Raw genomic sequence first — 17,986 nt, forward strand, 5'->3', positions numbered from 1 at the left:
GCGGCCTTCCCCGCTGCGGCTGACGCCGCCGGGCCGGGGCGCTGGTCCGACTGCGCCGACGGCTTCGCGTCCCTCCCCGGCCTCGGCCGCGGGCCGACGACCGGCGGCGCGGGAGGCGAGATCGTCACGGCCACCACGCAGGCGGAGCTGAACGCGTACGTCACCGCCGAGGCGCCCTACGTCATCCGCGTGCCGGGCTCGATCGCGATCGCCCCGCGCGGCACCGAACTTCGCGTCGCCTCGAACAAGACGATCATCGGCGTGGGCACCCGCGGCGAGATCGTCGGCGGCGGCTTCTTCCTCGGCGCGGGCGTCCACAATGTCATCATCCGGAACCTGACGATCCGCGACACCCTCATGCCCGAGGACGACCCGGACGACAAGGAGTTCGACTTCGACGCGATCCAGATGGACACCGCCGACCACGTCTGGATCGACCACAACCGCCTGACCCGCATGAACGACGGCCTCATCGACAGCCGCAAGGACACCACGTTCCTCACCGTCTCGTGGAATCAGCTGCACGAGAACAACAAGACGTTCGGCATCGGCTGGACCCCGAACGTCACCGCGCAGATGACCATCCACCACAACTGGTTCAAGGACACCGTGCAGCGCAACCCCAGCGCGGACAACATTGCCAACCTGCACATGTACAACAACTACATGCAGGACGCGACCGCGTACGGCAACTATGTCCGCGGATTGACCAAGGGCGTCATCGAGAACGGCTACTTCGAGCGCGTCCACAACCCGTACTACACAGTGGACGGCGAACTGGTGCAGCGCGGGAGCATCACCGTCGACTGCACCTGGGACGAGGGCCTCATCACCTCCCAGGGCGAGGCCTTCGACCCGCGCGACTTCTACGACTACCGGCTCGACCCCGCCCGCGCGGTGCCGGGCCTCGTGAGCCGGTTCAGCGGCCCGCAGCGCAATATTGGGACTTGAGCTGCGGCGCAACTGAACTGAGGGCGGCGGCCCTGGGGTTGGGGCCGCCGTCCATTCGTCAACGGAGCGGCACCCCGTTGCAGGGCACGTCCTCGCGGCGCAGGAATGCCAGCCGCGCCCGCTTCTCGGGCAGCTCGATCTCCGGCCCGAGCGTGAACCCGGCCCAGACGGCCCGCGAATGCGCCTTCCCGTTGCGGGAGTCGGGCTCCGCGACGATCCGCAGGTGGGCGGGGTCGGCGAACAGGAACCCCGCGAGTGCGAGCATGACCGCCCCGGTGAACCCGGCCTCCTCACCGCCCGCGGCCGGGGCCATCAGGAGGTGCGTGCCGATGTCCCCCGGCTCGACCTCGTAGCACTCCCCCACCGGATCGGCGGCCGGCTCGTAGGTCTGGAACAGGGCGACCGGCCGCCCGTCGCGCAGCACCAGGTAGGCGTGGTGGGTCGCGAGCGAGTCGAGGTACTCGTAGATTTCGAGCACGTACTCCTTCGAGTGCTCGGTCATCCCCCAGAACCGCGCGCGCTCCTCGGTGACCCAGCCGTAAATGAGATCGAGGTCCTCTGCAGGTGAGACGGGGACGATCGCGATGTCCCCGAACCCCTCGACCCGGTACTCGAAGACGGCGGGACGGTCGATCACGCGGTACTCCTCCTGCAGCTCTTGCCATTCCACGACCACCGGGGCGAGTTCGCCCCGCCGCCAGAGCGGGAACTGGTCGCGCTCGTGCGGCCCCGGCTCACCCGACGCTCCGAAGGGGACGATCCAGCGGCTCCGCTCGCGGCCCGAGAGGTCCCACACCCACCTGGCGGCGGGCCCGCTCGTGATGACAGTCCCGACGCCGCTGGTCGCCAGGACGCAGTCGGCGTCCCCGCCGAGGCCGGGCTCAGCGGCTCCCGTCGGCGGCGTCTGGTCAGGCACGAGTTGGCGGCTCTCACCCCAAGCGGTCCGGCCGGCCGTCTCACCGACCTCCTCCGCCGCGTCGCGGACCGCGTTCTCAAGCTCCTCGGCGGTGAAGAAGTCACCGGTCAGGAAGTGCGCCAGCGCGAAACGCAGCCGGGCCTCGACCGCGAACCAGGGCCGGTACAGGTCGCCGACTTCGGCGGTGTCGCCCAGCGGGACGAACGCCGGATGCTTGGCGAGGCGGTGGACGACCGCCGCGCGGAGCGCGTTGAAATCGGCGGCCTCGGTGCTCGCCTCGTCCATCCGCAGGTCCCAGGCGAGCAGTCGCTTGCGCAGGCGCTCGGCGTCGGACCCGAGCCCGTCGACGGCGGCGAGCGCGTCGATGAGGGGGTTGGGTGCGACCAGGAGCGTGTCGGTGTGGACGGCGGCCATGGCGTCGGGCGTCCAGTCCTGCCTCGCGGCGAGGAGGTCGCGGATGCGGTCGGCGCGGTGGGGCGGGCAGAACTCGTCGCCGAACGGCGCGGAGAGGCCGCGGTCGTTGGCCATGGTCGCTATGCGGTCGATGCCCGCGCTGGGCATGGGTTCCCAACCGCGCCAGGCGAACCGGGGCTCCCACGCTTCGACCGGTCGGCGCCGGTTCTCGCGGTCGCGGTCAGGGACTCGCCCGGCGACGCGGTGCAGCGTTGCGCCCCGGGTGTCGGCGGCCATGACGACGTTGACGGGCTCGGTCCAGTGGTCAAGCGCGGTGTGGACATCCTCAACGATGCCGGCCCGCAAGAGTTTCGGGAGCGCGGCAAACCCGAGATCTGAGGCGACGCGCCCCGGCGTACGCAGGCTGAATCCTGTGCCAGCCTCCGGGGTGCCGTCGATGACGGGGCCGCGGGCGGTCTCGATGATCGCAACGGTCTCGGGCGCTTCGCCTTTGATCTCGATCGTCTCCGTGGCGGTCCGGGTCGCCTCCCAACCGTCGGGACCGAAAGCCTCAACAGTGCCGTCATCAGTGCGACGCAGGCGCTCCCGATAAAGATCCTGGGTGTCGGCCATGGCGTTGGTGATACCCCAGGCGACTCCGCCGGTATGTCCGAAGTGGGCAATACCCGGGATGCCGGGGTTGGCGAGACCGATGACGTCGAATTCGTCGCAGGCGAGGCGGATCTGCTGGTAGAACCCGGGTTTCTCGATGAGCCGGTGGGGGTCTCCGGCGACGATGGGCGACCCGCTCGCGGTCATCGTCCCGTCGATGAGCCAGCCATTCGAGCCTTCGGCGCTGGGCCCGTCGAGGCTGAACAGCCGCGCGGCCTCCGGCCCGAGCACCCGGTCGACGCGTTCGCGCCAGAGCTTCGTCGGGGCGCCACCGCCAAAAAGAAGGTGGATGCCGTGCCAAATGGCAAGAGGAGTCCACGACTCCCAAGGCGCAACTCCCGCCCCCGACCCAAGAGCGCGGTTGACCCCCGCAACGTACGCCTCGACCCAGCTGGCGGTCTCTGCATCAAGTGCCGCGAAAGCGCTGCGCGCGGTGTCGGTGACGCGGGCCTGGCGGACGAACCGGTCCCAGTGCCGCCATTCGGGTCCGAGGACGGCCGAGGCCCTGCCTTCGGCGCGGCGCCGGTAGACCTCGATCTGCCGCGCCCGGTCGGTGGCGGCGTTCCACCCTTGGGCGAAGGCCAGCGAGTGGATGCCGGAGGCCCGCAGGTGGGGGATCCCCCAGGCGTCCCGATAGCATGAGAAGCTCATAATTAGGTTAGTCTAACCTAACCTCTACAGCGTTGATCAAGTCGATTATAGGAGACCGGACCATGGGCCACGGCTGGGAAGGCGCAGTGCTGAAGCTGCTGCGCGCCAAGGACTTCAAGCTCACGGTCACCGCATCCGAGCAGGTCACGCCCCACTATCGCCGCCTCTCCTTCACCGACGGCGGCCTCCTCGCCGAGGTCGGCGTACACCCCGCGATGTGGGTCCGCCTCTGGTTCGAGCACGACGGCAAGCCGCACCAGCGCGCCTACACCCTCGTCGACCCCGACCCGTCCGCCGGCACCTTCGACATGGAGTTCGCCCTCCACGACGGCACCGCCAGCAACTGGTCCGGGACGGCCCGCCCCGGCGACGTCATCGCCGCCACCGTCTACGGCACCGCCTTCACACCCCCGGACCCCGCCCCGGAGCGCCTCCTCCTCGTCGGCGACGCCGCGTCCCTCCCGGCGATCAACTCGCTCCTCGACGCCTTCCCCGACACCCCCGCCACGATCTGGTTCGAGACCACCTCCGACGACGCCCTCCCCTTCCGCACCCGCGACGTCCACGACCTCCACCTCATCCCCCGCGGCGACGGCACCGCCCTCGAATCCGCCGTCCGCACCGCCCTCCCCGCCCTCCTCACCCCGTCCACATACCTGTGGATAACCTGCGACGCCCGCACCACCCGAGCCCTCACCGCCCTGGCCCGCAAGGACCTCGCCGTCCCCAAAGACCGCTTCCACGCCATGGCCTACTGGCGCCCCTAGCCGCTCACCAGTGCCGGTTGCAGCACTCCACATGCAGCTGCGACCACGGATTCCGCCTGTCGGTGCCGTTCCAGCGACCGAGGTCGATCTCCGCGCAGCAGTGGGTGTCGGGCGTCTCGGCGAGATGCGCGGGGCAGTCCTCCGCCAGCGCGCGCAACTGCTCGCCCTCGAACTCGAACCCCGGCCGGCATCCCACGATGAACAGCGTGTCCGCCGCGATGGCCCACCGGAGCCGGTCCGTGTCCCGTCGATGCTGATACACCTCGGGATCGAACTCGGGAAACGCCTCGGCGGGCATCGTCACCTTCTGCACCCGCCCGGCCCCCAACCGCCCCCGCACCTCTTTCCAGTGCGACGCACGGAATCCGAGGCTGCGGTGCACCAGCACGAGGTCCAACTTCCGGCCCCCGTACTCGACCCCGCAATCCGCCGCGCTCGACCGCAGCGGCAGGTACACCAGACTCCGCGGCGACCGCGCCGCCAGCCACCACGCGATCGCCAGATCCACGGTCCCGCGCTTGTCCACGAACATCTGCGCCCCGAGTCGCCCCTCATAGAGCGGCATACGCCCGACCTTCGCGGCCCGCACCACCCGAAACCGCTCAGCCCCAAGCCGAACCTCATCAACCAGGACCCGCCACTCCCGCCCTTCCAACCGCACTGCTCAACTCCCCAAGGGCACGAATCCGATCCGCCAAGTATCGCGCCGCGGACAGCGGGGTTCAAAAGGTTTGCGGGCCGGTCTGCGAACGAGGGACCGACCGCTTCGGCCGGCCCCTCGGGGTTTTACCAGGTCACCGGCATTCGGTAGACGCCGTAGACGGCGGCGTCGTGTTTGAAGGGGAGGTCGTCGATGCTTCCGGCGAGGGCGAGGGTCGGGATGCGCTTGTACAGGGTGCTGTAGACGACCTGGAGTTCGACGCGGGCGAGGGACTGGCCGAGGCATTGGTGGACGCCGAAGCCGAAGGCGACGTGGCGGCGGGCGTCGCGGGTGAGGTCGAGGCGGTCCGGGTCGGGGAACTCGCGGGGGTCGCGGTTGCCGATGTCGTTCGCGAGGATGACGCCTTCGCCGGCCTTGACGAGCTGCCCGGCGATCTCCATGTCCTCCAGGACGGCCCGGCGGCGGCCGTTGTGGGTGATGTGGAGGTAGCGCAGGAGCTCCTCGACGGCCTTCGCGACCGTCTTCGGGTCGTCGCTCTCGCGCAGGATCGCCATCTGGTCCGGGTTCTCGAAGAGCGCCAGCGTACCGAGCGCGATCATGTTCGCCGTCGTCTCGTGCCCGGCGATGAGCAGGAGGACGCCGATCTGCGCGGCCTCGGCGCGCGTGATCTCCCCGGCCTCGACGCGGCCGACCAGGCCCGACAGGAGGTCGTCGCCGGGCGCCTTCATCTTCTGGCCGACCAGGTCGTCGAGGTACACGGTCAGGTTCCGCATGCCGGCCATGCGCTCCTCGGCCGAGACCTCCAGGTTGACGATGACCTTGCTGTTCTCCTGGAAGAAGTCGTGGTCGGCGTACGGGACGCCGAGCAGTTCGCTGATCACCAGCGACGGGATCGGCAGCGCGAACGCCTCCACCAGGTCGGTCGGGTTGGGGCCGGCGAGCATCGCGTCGATCGCGTCGTCGACGATCCGCTGGATCGCCGGGCGGCGCGCCTCGGAGCGCTTGATCGCGAACGGCGCGGTCACCATGCGGCGCAGGCGGGCGTGCTCGGGGTCGTCCATGAGGATGAACCCGATCTTCGGCTGCTGCCCTTGCGGCGCTTGCGGTTCGCCGTCCTCGTAGTCCTGCTTGACGGCGGCGTTCGGGTAGCCGGGGCTGGCGGTGTCGGAGCTGACGCGCGGGTCGGAGAGGACTTTGCGCTGGTCGTCGTAGCCGGTCACGAGCCACGGCGTCTGGCCGTCGGCGAGGCTGACCCGCGCGATCGGGCCCTCCTCCTGAAGCGCCTTCAGGCTCGGCGGCGGATCGAACGGGCACTTCGCGGCCCGCTGCATCGGGTACTCGGGCGGGCGGGTCTCCTGGTCGGTCATCGCTCTGTTCCTTTCGGTTCGGGTGTTGTTGCCGCTGTACCGATTCGTGGGCACGGCACAGCGACGCTCAAGGGCGTTGATCCGGGGACGGAGTCGTACTAGATGAATGAGTCCACTAGGGACTGTCGGTGCTGCCGGGCCTGCTTCGGCATGCTCCAGCCGACGACGCCGGTGACGCGGCCCGCGGAGCGGTAGGCGGCGACGAAGCGGCGGGACGCCGGGTCGCCTTCGAGCACTTCGAGTTCGGCGTCCAGCGAAGGCAGGCCGTAGACCTGGATCTTCGCGTCGAACTGGTCGGTCCAGAAGTACGGCACCGGCTTGTACGGCTGCCCGGCGCCGAGGATGTTCGCGGCCACCGCGGCCGCCTGCTCGGTCGCGTTGGTGCGGTTCTCCAGGCGCAGCGAGCGCCCGATCCCCTCGTGGTGCCAGCGCGCGACGTCGCCCACGGCCCAGATGCCATCGGCGGCAAGGCAGTTCGCGTCGCACACGATGCCGTTGTCGATCCGCAGTCCGCTCCCGGTGAGCCACTCGGTGACCGGGATCGACCCGATCGAGACGACCACGGCGTCGGCCGGGAGCACTTCGCCGGACTCCAGGCGGACCCCGGTGACGCGCCCGCCCTGCTCCTGGAGGCCGTCGACCCCGACGCCGGGGCGAAGCCGCACGCCGCGTTCGGTGTGGAGTTCGGCCAGGTGCTTGGCGACGCCGGGCCCGAGCTGCATCTCCATCGGCGCGGCCTGTGGCCCCACCAGGGTGACGTCGGGGCCGAGTCCCGAAGCGGTGGCGGCGATCTCGGCGCCGAGGACGCCGTCGCCGACGACCACGAGGTGCCGTGCCGCCGCGAGCTCGCCTTTGAGCCGCAGCGCGTCCTCCATGGTGCGCAGGACGTGCACGCCGCCGAGTCCGGCCGCCCCGGGCAGGTGCCTGGCGCGGATGCCGGTGGCGATGACGATCGCGTCGGCGGCGATGGTGCGCCCGTTCTCGGTCGTGACGGCGCGGTTCGCGACATCAAGCGCGGTGGCGGCCTCGCCGAGCGCGAACTCGGCGTCCAGTGAGGACAGCACCGCCTCGGGCCGCAGCTGCGCCCGCTCCGGGTCCCACTGTCCGGAGAGGACCTGCTTGGACAGCGGCGGCCGGTCGTACGGCAGGTGCCCCTCGGCGCCCAGGAGCGTCAGGCGCCCCTCGAAGCCCTTGCGGCGCAAAGCTTCGGCGGTGGCGAGTCCGGCCGCCGACGCGCCGACGACGAGCACGCTGCCGGGCGCGGTCACGCGCCCTCGCTCACGTCGATAGCCAGGGCCGGGCAGACGCTCGCGGCCTCGCGCACCATCTCGTGGTACTCGGGCGCGGGGACCGGGTCGAGGAGGATGACGATGCCGTCCTCGTCGCGCTGGTCGAACACGTCGGGCGCGACGAGCACGCACGACCCCGCGCCGCAGCACTTGTCTTCGTCAACGGTGACTTTCATGGTGGGTAACCCCCTGAGTTCGGTGTACTCCGCCTGGTAGAGGCCGACGATCGCGTCGACCAGCCCCAGGCCGGCTTCGTGCCAGGTGTCCCTGGCGGTGGTCTTCCCCGCCGCGAGCGAGGCTTCGCGCACGGCCGGGACGAGGACGGCGAGCTGCCGGACCATGCCGTTGCGCTCCTCGCGCACCTCCGGCGGCAGGTCCGACAGGCACGATTCGAGTCCTTCGCTGACGCGCTGGAGCGACGGGGCCTTCATCGCCTCGTCGGCGATCTCGTCGCGCATGGCCGGGTCGGTGAGGACCTGGGCGGCGAAGCGGGCGAACCAGGTCGGCCCGCCGATCGACCCGAGGTGGTCCATGGTCGGCATGACGAAGCATTCGACCCAGTCGCGGAGCGTCGGCTCCGGGCCGACCTGCGCGAGCCGCTCGACGCGCGCTTCCTCGATGTGCGCCATGTGCTTGCGGATGATCGCGCGCACGAGGTCGGCCTTGGTCCCGAAGTGGTAGCCGACGGCGGTGTTGTTGCCCTGCCCGGCCGCCTCGGAGATCTGGCGGTTGGAGACGGCGGCGACGCCCTGCTCGGCGAACAGCCGTTCGGCGGTGGTGATGATGGCCTCGCGGGTCGCGGCGACCCGCGTGGCCCTGGTGCTGGTGCTCATGTCCGCCACCGTACGGGGACGGCGGCCATGCCGCCGACCAGGAGTCCTTCCACCCGCTGGAGGTCGTCGGCGGCGACGGCGAGTTCGAGCGAGGGCAGGCGGCGCAGGAGGACTTCGAGCGCGACCTGGAGTTCGGTGCGGGCCAGGGCCTGCCCGAGGCACGAGTGCGCGCCGGCGCCGAACGCGAGGTGCGGGTTGGGCGTGCGGGCGAGGTCCATCTCGGCGGCGCCGTCGAACGCGGCCTCGTCGCGGTTCGCGGCGGCCATCGAGCACACGACCGTCGTTCCCGGTTCGATGACGGCGCCGCCGACCGCGAACTCCTCGTCGATGTAGCGGACCATCCCGAACCCGGCGTTGACGTCCATCCGCAGGGACTCCTCGACGGCGGAGCGGATGAGCTTCGGGTCGGCGAGCAGGGCCTCCCAGCGGGTGCGGTCGGCCAGGAGCATCGCGGCCATCTTGGCGATCATGTTCGCGGTGGTCTCGTGCCCGGCGACGAGGAGGCCCTGGCCGGTGGCGATGAGCTGCGCGTCGGTCATGTCGGACCCGGTCGCGAGTTCGGAGAGCAGGTCGTCGCCGGGGTCGGCGCGCTTGGCGGCGAGGTGCCCGGCCAGGTACTGGTAGAACTCGGTCTGGGCGGCGACGATCTCGTCCTGGGTGTACCGGGTCATGCTCAGGAGCGTGTCGGACCAGTAGGAGAACTTGTCGCGGTCGGCCTCGGGGACGCCGAGGATCTCGCAGATGACCCACACCGGCAGCGGGAACCCGAAGGCGGCCTTGAGGTCGGCGGTGTCGCCCTTCGCGGTCATCTCGTCGACGAGGCGGTCGGCCATCGCGGTGATGCCGGGGCGCAGCGCGGCCATGCGCTTGGCGGTGAACCACTTGTTGAGCTGGCGGCGCCACACGAGGTGGGCCTCGCCGTGCTGCGGGAGCACGTTCGCCATCTCGCTCTCCATGATCCCGCCGGACTCCTGCTCGGTCATGCGGGCGCTGTCGCCGTCGGCGGAGGTGCGGGTGAAGCGCGGGTCGGCGAGGGTGGCCTTGACGTCCTCGTAGCGGGTGAGGAGCGTCGCGTCGTCCCCTGAGACGAACTTCACGTGGGCGACGGGGCACTTGCCCCTGAGCTCGGCCCATTCGGCCGGCGGCTCCAGCGCGGAGTCGCCGGTGATGGGGTACTGGAGGGCGGTGTGCTCGGACATGTGGTCCTCCCGGTGCATCGACGGCAGTTCGATTTGCCCACTATTCAACCCCTGGGAGTACAGTAAGTCAAGCAGTTGACTTAAAATATTTCGGGTCACATGCACTACCAGGATGGAAACCACCGCCGATGACTCAGAACACCACCGAGCCGGACGTTCCGCCGTCCCGCTCCAACCGCATCATCGCGATCCTCGCCTTCTCGGGGATCGTCGTCTCGCTCATGCAGACCTTCGTCATCCCGCTCCTGCCCGAGCTGCCCGCGCTCCTCGGCGCCTCGGTCGGCGACACCTCGTGGGCCGTCACCGCGACGCTCCTCGCCTCCGCCGTCGCCGTGCCCGTCGTCGGGCGCCTGGGCGACATGTTCGGCAAGCGCCGCATGCTCCTCGTCAGCCTCGTGCTCCTGACGGCCGGGTCGGTCGTCGCCGCGCTCAGCACCAACCTCGCGTCGTTCATCACCGGACGCGCGATCCAGGGCCTCGCCGCGGGCGTGATCCCCTTGGGCATCAGCATCATGCGCGACGAACTGCCGAAAGCCAAGCTCGCCTCGGCGATGGCGCTCATGAGCGCCTCGCTCGGCATCGGCGGCGCCCTCGGGCTCCCCGCGGCCGCGCTCCTGGCCGACCACGCCGACTGGCACGTCCTGTTCTGGGTCGCCTCCGGCGCCGGGCTCCTGTGCCTGCTGCTGGTCGCCGCGATCGTCCCCGAGTCCGGCGTCAAATCGGGCGGGAAATTCGACCCGGTCGGCGCGATCGGACTCTCCGCGGGCCTCCTCGCGCTGCTCCTGGCCGTCTCGAAGGGCGCCGACTGGGGCTGGACCGACCCGCTCACGCTCGGCCTGGGCATCGGCGCGGTCGTCGTCCTCCTCGCCTGGGGCGCTTACGAACTGCGCATCCCGCAGCCGCTCGTCGACCTGCGCACCACCGCCCGCCGCCAGGTCCTGCTCACCGACCTCGCCTCGGTCGTGTTCGGCTTCGCGATGCTCGCGATGTCCCTGGTCCTGCCGCAGCTCCTCCAGCTGCCGGAGGCCACGGGCGTGGGCTTCGGCCAGTCGATGCTCACGGTCGGCCTGGTCATGATGCCCTCGGGCCTGGTCATGATGGCCATGTCGCCGGTCTCGGCGCGCATCACGAACGCCAAGGGCCCCAAGACGACCCTCATGGCCGGCGCCGTCATCGTCGCCGTCGCGTACGGCCTCGGCGCGTTCCTCATGGCCGAGATCTGGCAGCTCGTCCTCGTCGCCACCCTCATGGGCGCCGGCATGGGACTCGCCTACGGCGCCATGCCCGCCCTGATCATGGACGCCACCCCGCTCCACGAGACGGCGGCCGCGAACAGCCTGAACACGCTCATGCGCTCGATCGGCACCTCGGTCTCCAGCGCCATCGCGGGCGTGGTCCTCGCCCACGTCACGGTCGACTTCGCCGGGACCGCCGTGCCGTCGAAGGACGCGTTCCAGATCATCTTCCTGATCGCCGCGTTCGCGTCCATCGCCGCGCTCGCCATCGCCGCGTTCCTGCCGAAGCGGGCCGCCGAGACGGCGGACGCCGAGCCCGAACTCGCCCGCGCCGCAGCCTGAATCGGGGCATGCCGGGATCTAGCGTGGACGGCGACAGTGCAGTCGTCGAGAGGAGAGCCATGTCGAGCCCGGCAGAGATCAAGGCCCAGATCCAAGGCGCGATCGAGCAGGTCAACGAGGCCATGGGCGCCGTCGGCGGCGCCCAGGACCAGGCCGACGGCGCCATCGGGGCCGGCACCGCCGCCACCCAGGACACCGCCAGCGCGCTTCCCGGGGAGGCGCTCTCGCAGTGGCGCCAGGCGAAGGACCGGCTCGACGAGGCCGTCACGCTCTTCCAGAGCGGCTCGGACTCCTTGGAGCAGTACGCGAACACGATCTGACGTCCCGGGCCCGGCGGGAGCCGGGCCCGGGCTCAGCTCAACGTGGCGGTGACGATCCGCCCGGGCTCCTCGTCAGCCTGCACCACGAGCGACCCGTCCGGGGCCCACACCGCTGAACCGCCCGAGGCGATCGGGAAGTCGCTCCCCGGTCCGGCGAAGCAGCTCAAGGCGACCCACACCCCGTACTCGGCCGCGAGCCGGGGCATCCGCGCGTCGCGGACCGCGGCGCCTTCCGGGTCGTGCAGGTTCCCGCCGACGTAGGCGTCGATGCCGAGCGCGGCGGTCGCCTCGATGTGGGCGTCGAGCTTCGAGTCCCGGCAGACCGCCAGGCCCAGGCGCCAGCCGTCGACCTCCAGGACCGCGGCGCAGGGCCCGGGCGCGAACCGCTCGGGCTCGTCGCCGCCGGGGAACATCTTGCGGTACACCGGGACCGGGCCGTCGGCGTCGAAGCGGACCGTGGCGATGTACTCGCGTCCGTCCTCCTTCAGCGGCGCTCCGGCGAGCGCGATGGACCCGGTCTCGGCGCACGCCTGCGCGATCACGGCCAGCGCCGGGTCGTCCAGGTCGACCGCGGGTGCGGCCATCGCGTAAGAGGAGAGCGACAGTTCGGGGAAGACGACGACCCGGGCCCCGGCGGCGCGGATCGCCGCCGCGTGGGCGGCGGCGTTCCCCGCCACGTCCCCCGGGCGCAGGTCCGGCTGGGCGAGCGCGATCGTCAGGGGCGGCCGTGATGCGGGTGCGTCCATACGGGCGACTATAGCCAGCTGCCGAAGTGCGGGCCGCTCCTCGACTCGTCGACCGGGGCGAAGAACGAGAACTCCTCGCGGGCCCGGCGCAGTTCCCGGCAGCCGCCGAGGGCCAGCCGGGCCCGCGCGAGGCGGGCCCGGAAGCGCTTGGCGCCGTTCACGACCGGACCCCGGCGAGCACGGGCGCGGGAGCGGCCTCGATCGCGGGCGCCGCCACTGCGGGAACCGCGGACCGGATCGAGTTGGCGACGAGGAACCACAAGAGCGTCGACAGGACGACCAGAAGCACCCGCTGCGGGATGCCGCGCCAGTCGCCGCCGTCCAGGAACCCGGGGATGAACGTGTTCACCGTGGTGGTCGCGAAGGTCAGGACCGAGATCGCCGTGGCCCACCACGTGCCGTGCCGGACCCACGCGGGCGCGCCGGCCTGCCGCATCCGGATCGCGCACAGCGCGGCGATGACGGTGAGCAGCACGAACGCCGCCCCCGCGGTGTAGCGGTGGATCTGCGCCCACCACGTCAGGCCCGACTCGGGGGTTCCTGTGCGGAAGACCGCGGCGCACACGAGCATGAGCGCGGTGCCGCCGAGGAGGAAGCGGATGAAGCCCTCGCGGGCGAGGCCGACGCCGCGTCCGGCCAGGACCGCGCACGCCGCGGCGAGGGCGAGCACCGAGGCGGGGAAGAGGACGACGCCCGGCCAGGTCACGGCGTACGCCGACACGGGGATCGCGACCGGGTCGACCGCGTCGCCTTGCGTCAAGTGCATCACCGCGAAGCCGGCCTGCGAGGCGGTGACGCCCGCCATCGCGGTCACTTCGGCTGCGCGGCTTCGGAAGAAGTCTTGGAACATGCGGCCGACGGTAGGTTCCGGGAAGTCCTCTTCCCTCAAGCCGAGGCGTGGAATCGGGCCTCACCCCCAGGGGTGAGACGGCGCCGCGGATGCCGTACCGCGGAGTGAGGGCGCGCAGGTCCGCGGCGGCATACGGTAGTCCCGTGACCGCCGAGAACGCACCGAGCACGCATCCCGTCCGCCGGGTGATCAGCTACCTGATCCCGGTGGCGCCGGTCGGCAGCGGCGACTGGCGCTGGGGCTTCCGGGCGGTGCTGTCGTTCTTCGGGCCCGGGTCGGTGCCGTTCGCGCTCTTGATGTTCAGCACGCAGAACCAGGTGTTGCGCACCAACTACGGCATCGCGGCGGGCGCGTTCATCGCGATCGCGACCGGCGCGGCGATCGTCCTGGCGCGGTTCCGGCCGGTCGAGGCGTGGCTGCTGGTCCTCGCGGCGCTCTTCGGCACCGCGATCGGCGCGGAGGTGACGAAGTGGGAGCCGTGGCCGCTGACGACGCCGAGCCTGTTCGCCCTGCTCATCGTGTTCTTCGCGCTCGGTCGGGACCGGCGGGTGTGGGTGGGCGTGCTCTGCTGGCTCGGGTACGCGGCGGCGGGCGCGTGGGCGATCTGGGCGGTCAACGCGGACCGCCTCAACCCGATGCCCGACCCCGCCGTGGGCCCGCCCCAGAACCCGGCCACCGACAACCTGACGATCGGTCTGCTCCTCGGGGCGTTCACGCTCCTGGTGGGCTTGACGGTCCGGATCTGGCGGCAGGGCCGCTCCCGCGTGGCCGAGGAGGAGCGGGTCGCCGAGGCCGAGCGCCAGCGCCGCCGGCTCCTGGAGGAGCGCACCAGGATCGCGCGGGAGCTGCACGACATCGTCGCGCACCACATGTCGGTGATCGCGGTCCAGTCCTCGACCGCGGAGTACCGGCTGGCCGGGCTCGACGACGACGTCAAGGCGGAGTTCCGGTCGATCAGCGACCAGGCCCGCGAGTCGCTCGCGGAGATGCGCCGGCTCCTGGGGGTCCTGCGCAACGAGAACGAAGCGGGAACGAGGGAACCGCAGCCCGGCCCGGAAGCACTGCAAGGCCTGGTCGAGTCGGTCAACCGAGCGGGCACACCGGTCGACCTCACCATCGGCGACCTCCCCCAGAACCTCCCGGAGACGGTGGCGCTCACGGTGTTCCGCGTCGTCCAGGAGGCGTTGAGCAACGTGGTCCGGCACGCCCCGGGCGCGCACGTCGACGCGGCGGTCGCGGCCGAGAGCGCGACGGTGGTGGTTACGGTGGTGAACGGCCCGCCGCCCGGCCCGGTCCCGTCGGGCCAGGAGGGTTCGGGCCTGGGCCTGGTCGGCATGCGCGAGCGGGTCGCCCTCGACGGCGGCGAGCTGGAGACCGGGCCGACGCCCGAGGGCGGCTTCCGCGTCCGCGCGGCGCTGCCGATCCGTTCGACCGCAGAGGAGTCCGCGTGACGATCAAGGTGCTCATCGCCGACGACCAGGCCATGGTCCGCGCCGGGTTCGCGGCGCTCCTGAACGCCCAGGACGACATCGACGTCGTCGGCGACGCCCCCGACGGCGTCGCGGCGGTCACCGAGACGACCCGGCTGCGGCCGGATGTGGTGCTGATGGACGTGCGCATGCCGACGATGGACGGCCTGGAGGCGGCGAAGCGGATCCTCTCGGCTCCCCCGGAGCGGCGGCCGCGGGTCCTCATGCTCACCACGTTCGACATCGACGACTACGTCTACGAGGCGCTCCGCATGGGCGCCAGCGGTTTCCTGCTCAAGGACGCCCCGCCGAGCGACCTCATCGCGGCCGTCCGCATCGTCGCCGCAGGCGACGCGCTCCTGGCGCCCTCGGTGACGCGCCGCCTCATTGAGGAGTGCTTCAAGGCCCGCCCGACCCTGCGCCGCTCTTCGCGCCTCGACGCCCTGACGCCCCGCGAAGAGGAGGTCCTGCGCCTCATCGCCCGCGGCCTCTCCAACCCGGAGATCGCGACGGCCCTCTTCGTCTCCGAGCAGACCGTCAAGACCCACGTCGGCAAGGTCTTCGCCAAACTCGAACTCCGCGACCGCGCCCAAGCCGTCGTCTGCGCCTACGAAACCGGCCTCGTCACCGCAGGCGACCCCCGCGAGCAGTAGCTCCACCACGCAGCCCCGCCGAATTGTCACACCCACCCGGCACCGTTGAAGCCGGGGGCGGCCGCGAACCGACACACCCGACCTCGGGGGCCGGGCGCCCCGCTCCCCCTTCCTCATCCTCCCGAGAAAAAATCAGCCCTCCTATTGGAATGGAGTATTCCGCTCTGCTAGACTTGGAACAACTGATTCCGTTCCAAGAATTTCGCGAGGAGTACCCCATGCGCATCCTGATCACCGGCGCCACCGGAACCGTCGGCCGCAACGTCGTCGAGCAGCTCATCGCCTTCGACCCCACCGCCGAGGTCCGCGCCCTCACCCGCAACCCCGACGCCGACCTGCCCGAGGGCGTCGAGATCGCGGTCGGCGACCTGGCCGCGCCCGAGACCCTCGCCGAGGCGTTCAAGGACGTCGACGCCGTCCACTTCATCAACTTCGCCGGCGAGCAGTACGGCGCGCTCCCCGACCCGGCCGCGGTCGTCGCCCTCGCCGAGCAGGCCGGCGTCCGCCGCGCCACGGTCCTCGGCGGTGTCGCCGCGGGCCCGCTCGAACAGCGGCTCGCTGCGAGCGCGATCGAGACGACCTACCTGCGCCCCGTCGAGTTCATGTCGAACGCCCTCATGTGGTGGGCCGCGCCCATCAAGGCCGAGAGCCGCATCCGCGAGCCCTTCGGCGACCGCCTCAGCGCGATGGTCCACCCCGCCGACATCGGCGCCGTCGCCGCCCGCGTCCTCCTCGACGGCGGCCAGGACGAGCAGACCCTCGTCATCACCGGCCCCGACGTCCTCACCATGCAGGACAAGGTCCGCATCCTCGGCGAGGCGGTCGGCCGCGAGGTCGAGTACGTCGAGCTGACCGTGGACGAGGCCCGCGACAAGTGGCGCGGCGAAGGCATGCACGACGGCCTCATCGCGTTCCTGATCGAGGCCCTCGGCAACACCCCGGTGGAAGGCCGCACGGTCGCCGACACGGTCGAGCGCCTGGTCGGCCGCCCGGCGCTCGGGTTCGAGCAGTGGGCGAAGGAGAACGCCGACGCGTTCAAGTAGGGCCACAGGGAAAGGGGCGGCGTTCCGATCGGAACGCCGCCCCTTTTGGGTTGAATCTGTGAAATCACAGGTTGATTAGCATTTCTGAAACCTTGCACTACTTAGCCCGATATTCACTGAATTACTTACATCTTTAACTTTGCGCGGTTTACCTCTAATCTCCATGTATGGCATGGCTCACCCATCACTCCGGGTGAGACCGCAACCAGCGATCGCACCCCGCCGTGCCATGGCGGCCGCCAACCCCGTCGGCCGTCGACAGCCTCACCCGAAAGGCATCCATCAGATGAATCGCCAACGCGCGCTTGCAGTCACCGCTGCCGGCGCCATAGCCACCGCTCTCTCCCTCGCCGCCGGCGCGGCGCCCGCCTCGGCCGAGATCCTCGACGCCAAGGCCGCCGACGCCCGCGCCGACCTCCTCGGCAACGTCTCCCCCGGCCTCATCGACGAGCTCTCGGAGACCTTCGGGCTCACCGAGTCCGAGGCGTACGACCGCCTCGCGGTCGAGGCCGTCGCCTCCGACCTGCTCGAAGAGGTCCCCGACTCCCTCGACGCCTCCTACGGCGGCCTGTGGGTCGCCGACGGCGCCGACGAGATCCTCGTCGCCACCACCGACCGCGCCGAGTTCACCGAGCTGCGCGCCGAAGGGGCCACCCCGGTCCTCGTCGAGCACGGCCTCGACGAGCTCGAAGCGGCCGGCTCCGCCCTCGACGCGCTCAAGCTCGACGGCCTCAACGGCCACTACGTCGACCTCGAGAAGAACACCCTCGTCGTCGAGGCCACCGACGAGGCCGTTGCGGCCCAGGCGATCGAGGCCGCCGGCATCGACCCGTCCCTCGCGACGACCGCCACCTCCGAGGCGCCCGAGCTGTTCTTCGTGCGCGGCGGCGACTCCTACATCGTCGAGAACTCGTGGCGCTGCTCCGTCGGCTTCTCGGTCCGCCAGGGCTCGACCCCCGGCTTCGTGACCGCGGGCCACTGCGGCTCCGCCGGTGACGCGGTCACCAGCGGCGAGGCCGCCCCGGGCACCTTCCGCAACTCGGTCTTCCCGTCCTCCGACCGCGCTTGGGTCGCCGTGGGCACCAGCGAAGTCCTCTACGACGACGTGAACATGTACTCCGGCGCCCGCGACGTCGCCAACGCCAACCAGGCCGCGGTCGGCTCCTCGGTCTGCCGCTCCGGTTCGACCACCGGCTGGCACTGCGGGACCGTCCAGGCCTTCAACCAGACCGTCAACTACGCCGAAGGCAGCGTCTACGGCATGACCCGCACCAACGTGTGCGCCGAGCCCGGCGACTCCGGCGGCTCGTTCATCACCGGCAACAGCGCCCAGGGCATGACCTCCGGCGGCTCCGGAAACTGCACCTCCGGCGGCACGACCTACTTCCAGCCCATCGGCCCGGCCCTCTCCGCGTGGGGCCTGACGCTCGTCACGAGCTAACACTGCACCCTTGAACCAGGGCCCGGCCGGATCGACACCGGTCGGGCCCTTCCCCTGCGCTGCAATAGCTCGAAGCGCAGGCCGGGACGGATCGCGGATCGCGGATCGCGGATCGCGGATCGCGGATCGCGGATCGCGGATCGCGGATCGCGGATCGCGGATCGCGGATCGCGGATCGCGGATCGCGG

Annotated in this window: 17 protein-coding genes; 8 read left to right on the top strand and 9 right to left on the bottom strand. The window is 71.0% G+C overall.

What is annotated here, in order from left to right:
• A partial coding sequence (locus DI269_RS00755) for a pectate lyase family protein (RefSeq protein WP_232822552.1) occupies positions 1–951 on the top strand: 951 nt, incomplete at its 5' end.
• A gap of 58 nt (positions 952–1,009) precedes the next feature.
• On the opposite strand, the gene DI269_RS00760 is transcribed toward DI269_RS00755, so the two are convergent.
• The gene (locus tag DI269_RS00760; RefSeq protein ID WP_112133253.1) at positions 1,010–3,583 is read right to left on the bottom strand and encodes a GNAT family N-acetyltransferase; all 2,574 of its coding nucleotides are present in this window, start codon (positions 3,581–3,583) and stop codon (positions 1,010–1,012) included.
• 62 nt (positions 3,584–3,645) lie between these two features.
• Here DI269_RS00760 and DI269_RS00765 point away from each other — a divergent pair, with 62 nt between their 5' ends.
• Positions 3,646–4,350, top strand: coding sequence for a siderophore-interacting protein (locus DI269_RS00765; RefSeq protein WP_112133254.1), 705 nt, complete (start codon positions 3,646–3,648; stop codon positions 4,348–4,350).
• 4 nt (positions 4,351–4,354) lie between these two features.
• Here DI269_RS00765 and DI269_RS00770 read toward each other — a convergent pair whose 3' ends face one another.
• From DI269_RS00770 to DI269_RS00790, 5 genes are all read right to left on the bottom strand, one after another.
• Positions 4,355–4,915 (bottom strand): hypothetical protein, encoded by a 561-nt coding sequence (locus DI269_RS00770; RefSeq protein ID WP_198667015.1) that lies wholly within the window; start codon positions 4,913–4,915, stop codon positions 4,355–4,357.
• A 221-nt stretch (positions 4,916–5,136) separates the two neighbouring features.
• Positions 5,137–6,378 (bottom strand): cytochrome P450, encoded by a 1,242-nt coding sequence (locus tag DI269_RS00775; protein ID WP_112133256.1) that lies wholly within the window; start codon positions 6,376–6,378, stop codon positions 5,137–5,139.
• 98 nt (positions 6,379–6,476) lie between these two features.
• Positions 6,477–7,646, bottom strand: coding sequence for an NAD(P)/FAD-dependent oxidoreductase (locus tag DI269_RS00780; protein WP_112133257.1), 1,170 nt, complete (start codon positions 7,644–7,646; stop codon positions 6,477–6,479).
• Positions 7,643–8,500, bottom strand: coding sequence for a 4Fe-4S domain-containing protein (locus DI269_RS00785; protein ID WP_157974667.1), 858 nt, complete (start codon positions 8,498–8,500; stop codon positions 7,643–7,645). Before DI269_RS00785 ends, DI269_RS00780 begins: the two co-directional genes overlap by 4 nt.
• Positions 8,497–9,699, bottom strand: coding sequence for a cytochrome P450 (locus tag DI269_RS00790; RefSeq protein ID WP_112133273.1), 1,203 nt, complete (start codon positions 9,697–9,699; stop codon positions 8,497–8,499). Before DI269_RS00790 ends, DI269_RS00785 begins: the two co-directional genes overlap by 4 nt.
• A 128-nt stretch (positions 9,700–9,827) precedes the next feature.
• Here DI269_RS00790 and DI269_RS00795 point away from each other — a divergent pair, with 128 nt between their 5' ends.
• Positions 9,828–11,276, top strand: a complete 1,449-nt coding sequence (locus DI269_RS00795; protein WP_112133259.1) for an MFS transporter — start codon at positions 9,828–9,830, stop codon at positions 11,274–11,276.
• A gap of 59 nt (positions 11,277–11,335) precedes the next feature.
• On the top strand, positions 11,336–11,596 hold the full coding sequence (locus DI269_RS00800; protein WP_112133260.1) for a hypothetical protein: 261 nt from the start codon (positions 11,336–11,338) through the stop codon (positions 11,594–11,596).
• Positions 11,597–11,628: 32 nt separating this feature from the next.
• On the opposite strand, the gene DI269_RS00805 is transcribed toward DI269_RS00800, so the two are convergent.
• The 3 genes from DI269_RS00805 to DI269_RS00810 are packed head-to-tail and all read right to left on the bottom strand — an operon-like array spanning position 11,629 to position 13,192.
• On the bottom strand, positions 11,629–12,342 hold the full coding sequence (locus tag DI269_RS00805; protein ID WP_112133261.1) for a carbon-nitrogen hydrolase family protein: 714 nt from the start codon (positions 12,340–12,342) through the stop codon (positions 11,629–11,631).
• Between the two features lie 8 nt (positions 12,343–12,350).
• Entirely contained in the window at positions 12,351–12,503 is a 153-nt protein-coding gene (locus tag DI269_RS26655; protein ID WP_157974668.1) for a hypothetical protein, read from the bottom strand.
• The gene (locus DI269_RS00810; protein WP_112133262.1) at positions 12,500–13,192 is read right to left on the bottom strand and encodes a DUF998 domain-containing protein; all 693 of its coding nucleotides are present in this window, start codon (positions 13,190–13,192) and stop codon (positions 12,500–12,502) included. Before DI269_RS00810 ends, DI269_RS26655 begins: the two co-directional genes overlap by 4 nt.
• 143 nt (positions 13,193–13,335) lie before the next feature.
• Between DI269_RS00810 and DI269_RS00815 the strand changes: the two genes are divergently transcribed.
• From DI269_RS00815 to DI269_RS00830, 4 genes are all read left to right on the top strand, one after another.
• The gene (locus tag DI269_RS00815) at positions 13,336–14,643 is read left to right on the top strand and encodes a sensor histidine kinase (protein ID WP_157974669.1); all 1,308 of its coding nucleotides are present in this window, start codon (positions 13,336–13,338) and stop codon (positions 14,641–14,643) included.
• Complete coding sequence (locus DI269_RS00820) at positions 14,640–15,314, top strand: response regulator (RefSeq protein ID WP_112133264.1); 675 nt, start codon at positions 14,640–14,642, stop codon at positions 15,312–15,314. Before DI269_RS00815 ends, DI269_RS00820 begins: the two co-directional genes overlap by 4 nt.
• A gap of 218 nt (positions 15,315–15,532) precedes the next feature.
• Complete coding sequence (locus DI269_RS00825) at positions 15,533–16,357, top strand: NmrA family NAD(P)-binding protein (protein ID WP_112133265.1); 825 nt, start codon at positions 15,533–15,535, stop codon at positions 16,355–16,357.
• A gap of 286 nt (positions 16,358–16,643) precedes the next feature.
• Positions 16,644–17,798 carry a S1 family peptidase gene (locus tag DI269_RS00830; RefSeq protein WP_112133266.1) on the top strand — a complete coding sequence of 385 codons (1,155 nt, stop codon included), beginning with the start codon at positions 16,644–16,646 and terminating at the stop codon, positions 17,796–17,798.
• Positions 17,799–17,986 lie beyond the last annotated feature (188 nt).

It is taken from the genome of Glycomyces dulcitolivorans (assembly GCF_003265355.1).
Classification (GTDB): Bacteria; Actinomycetota; Actinomycetes; order Mycobacteriales; family Micromonosporaceae; genus Glycomyces; species Glycomyces dulcitolivorans.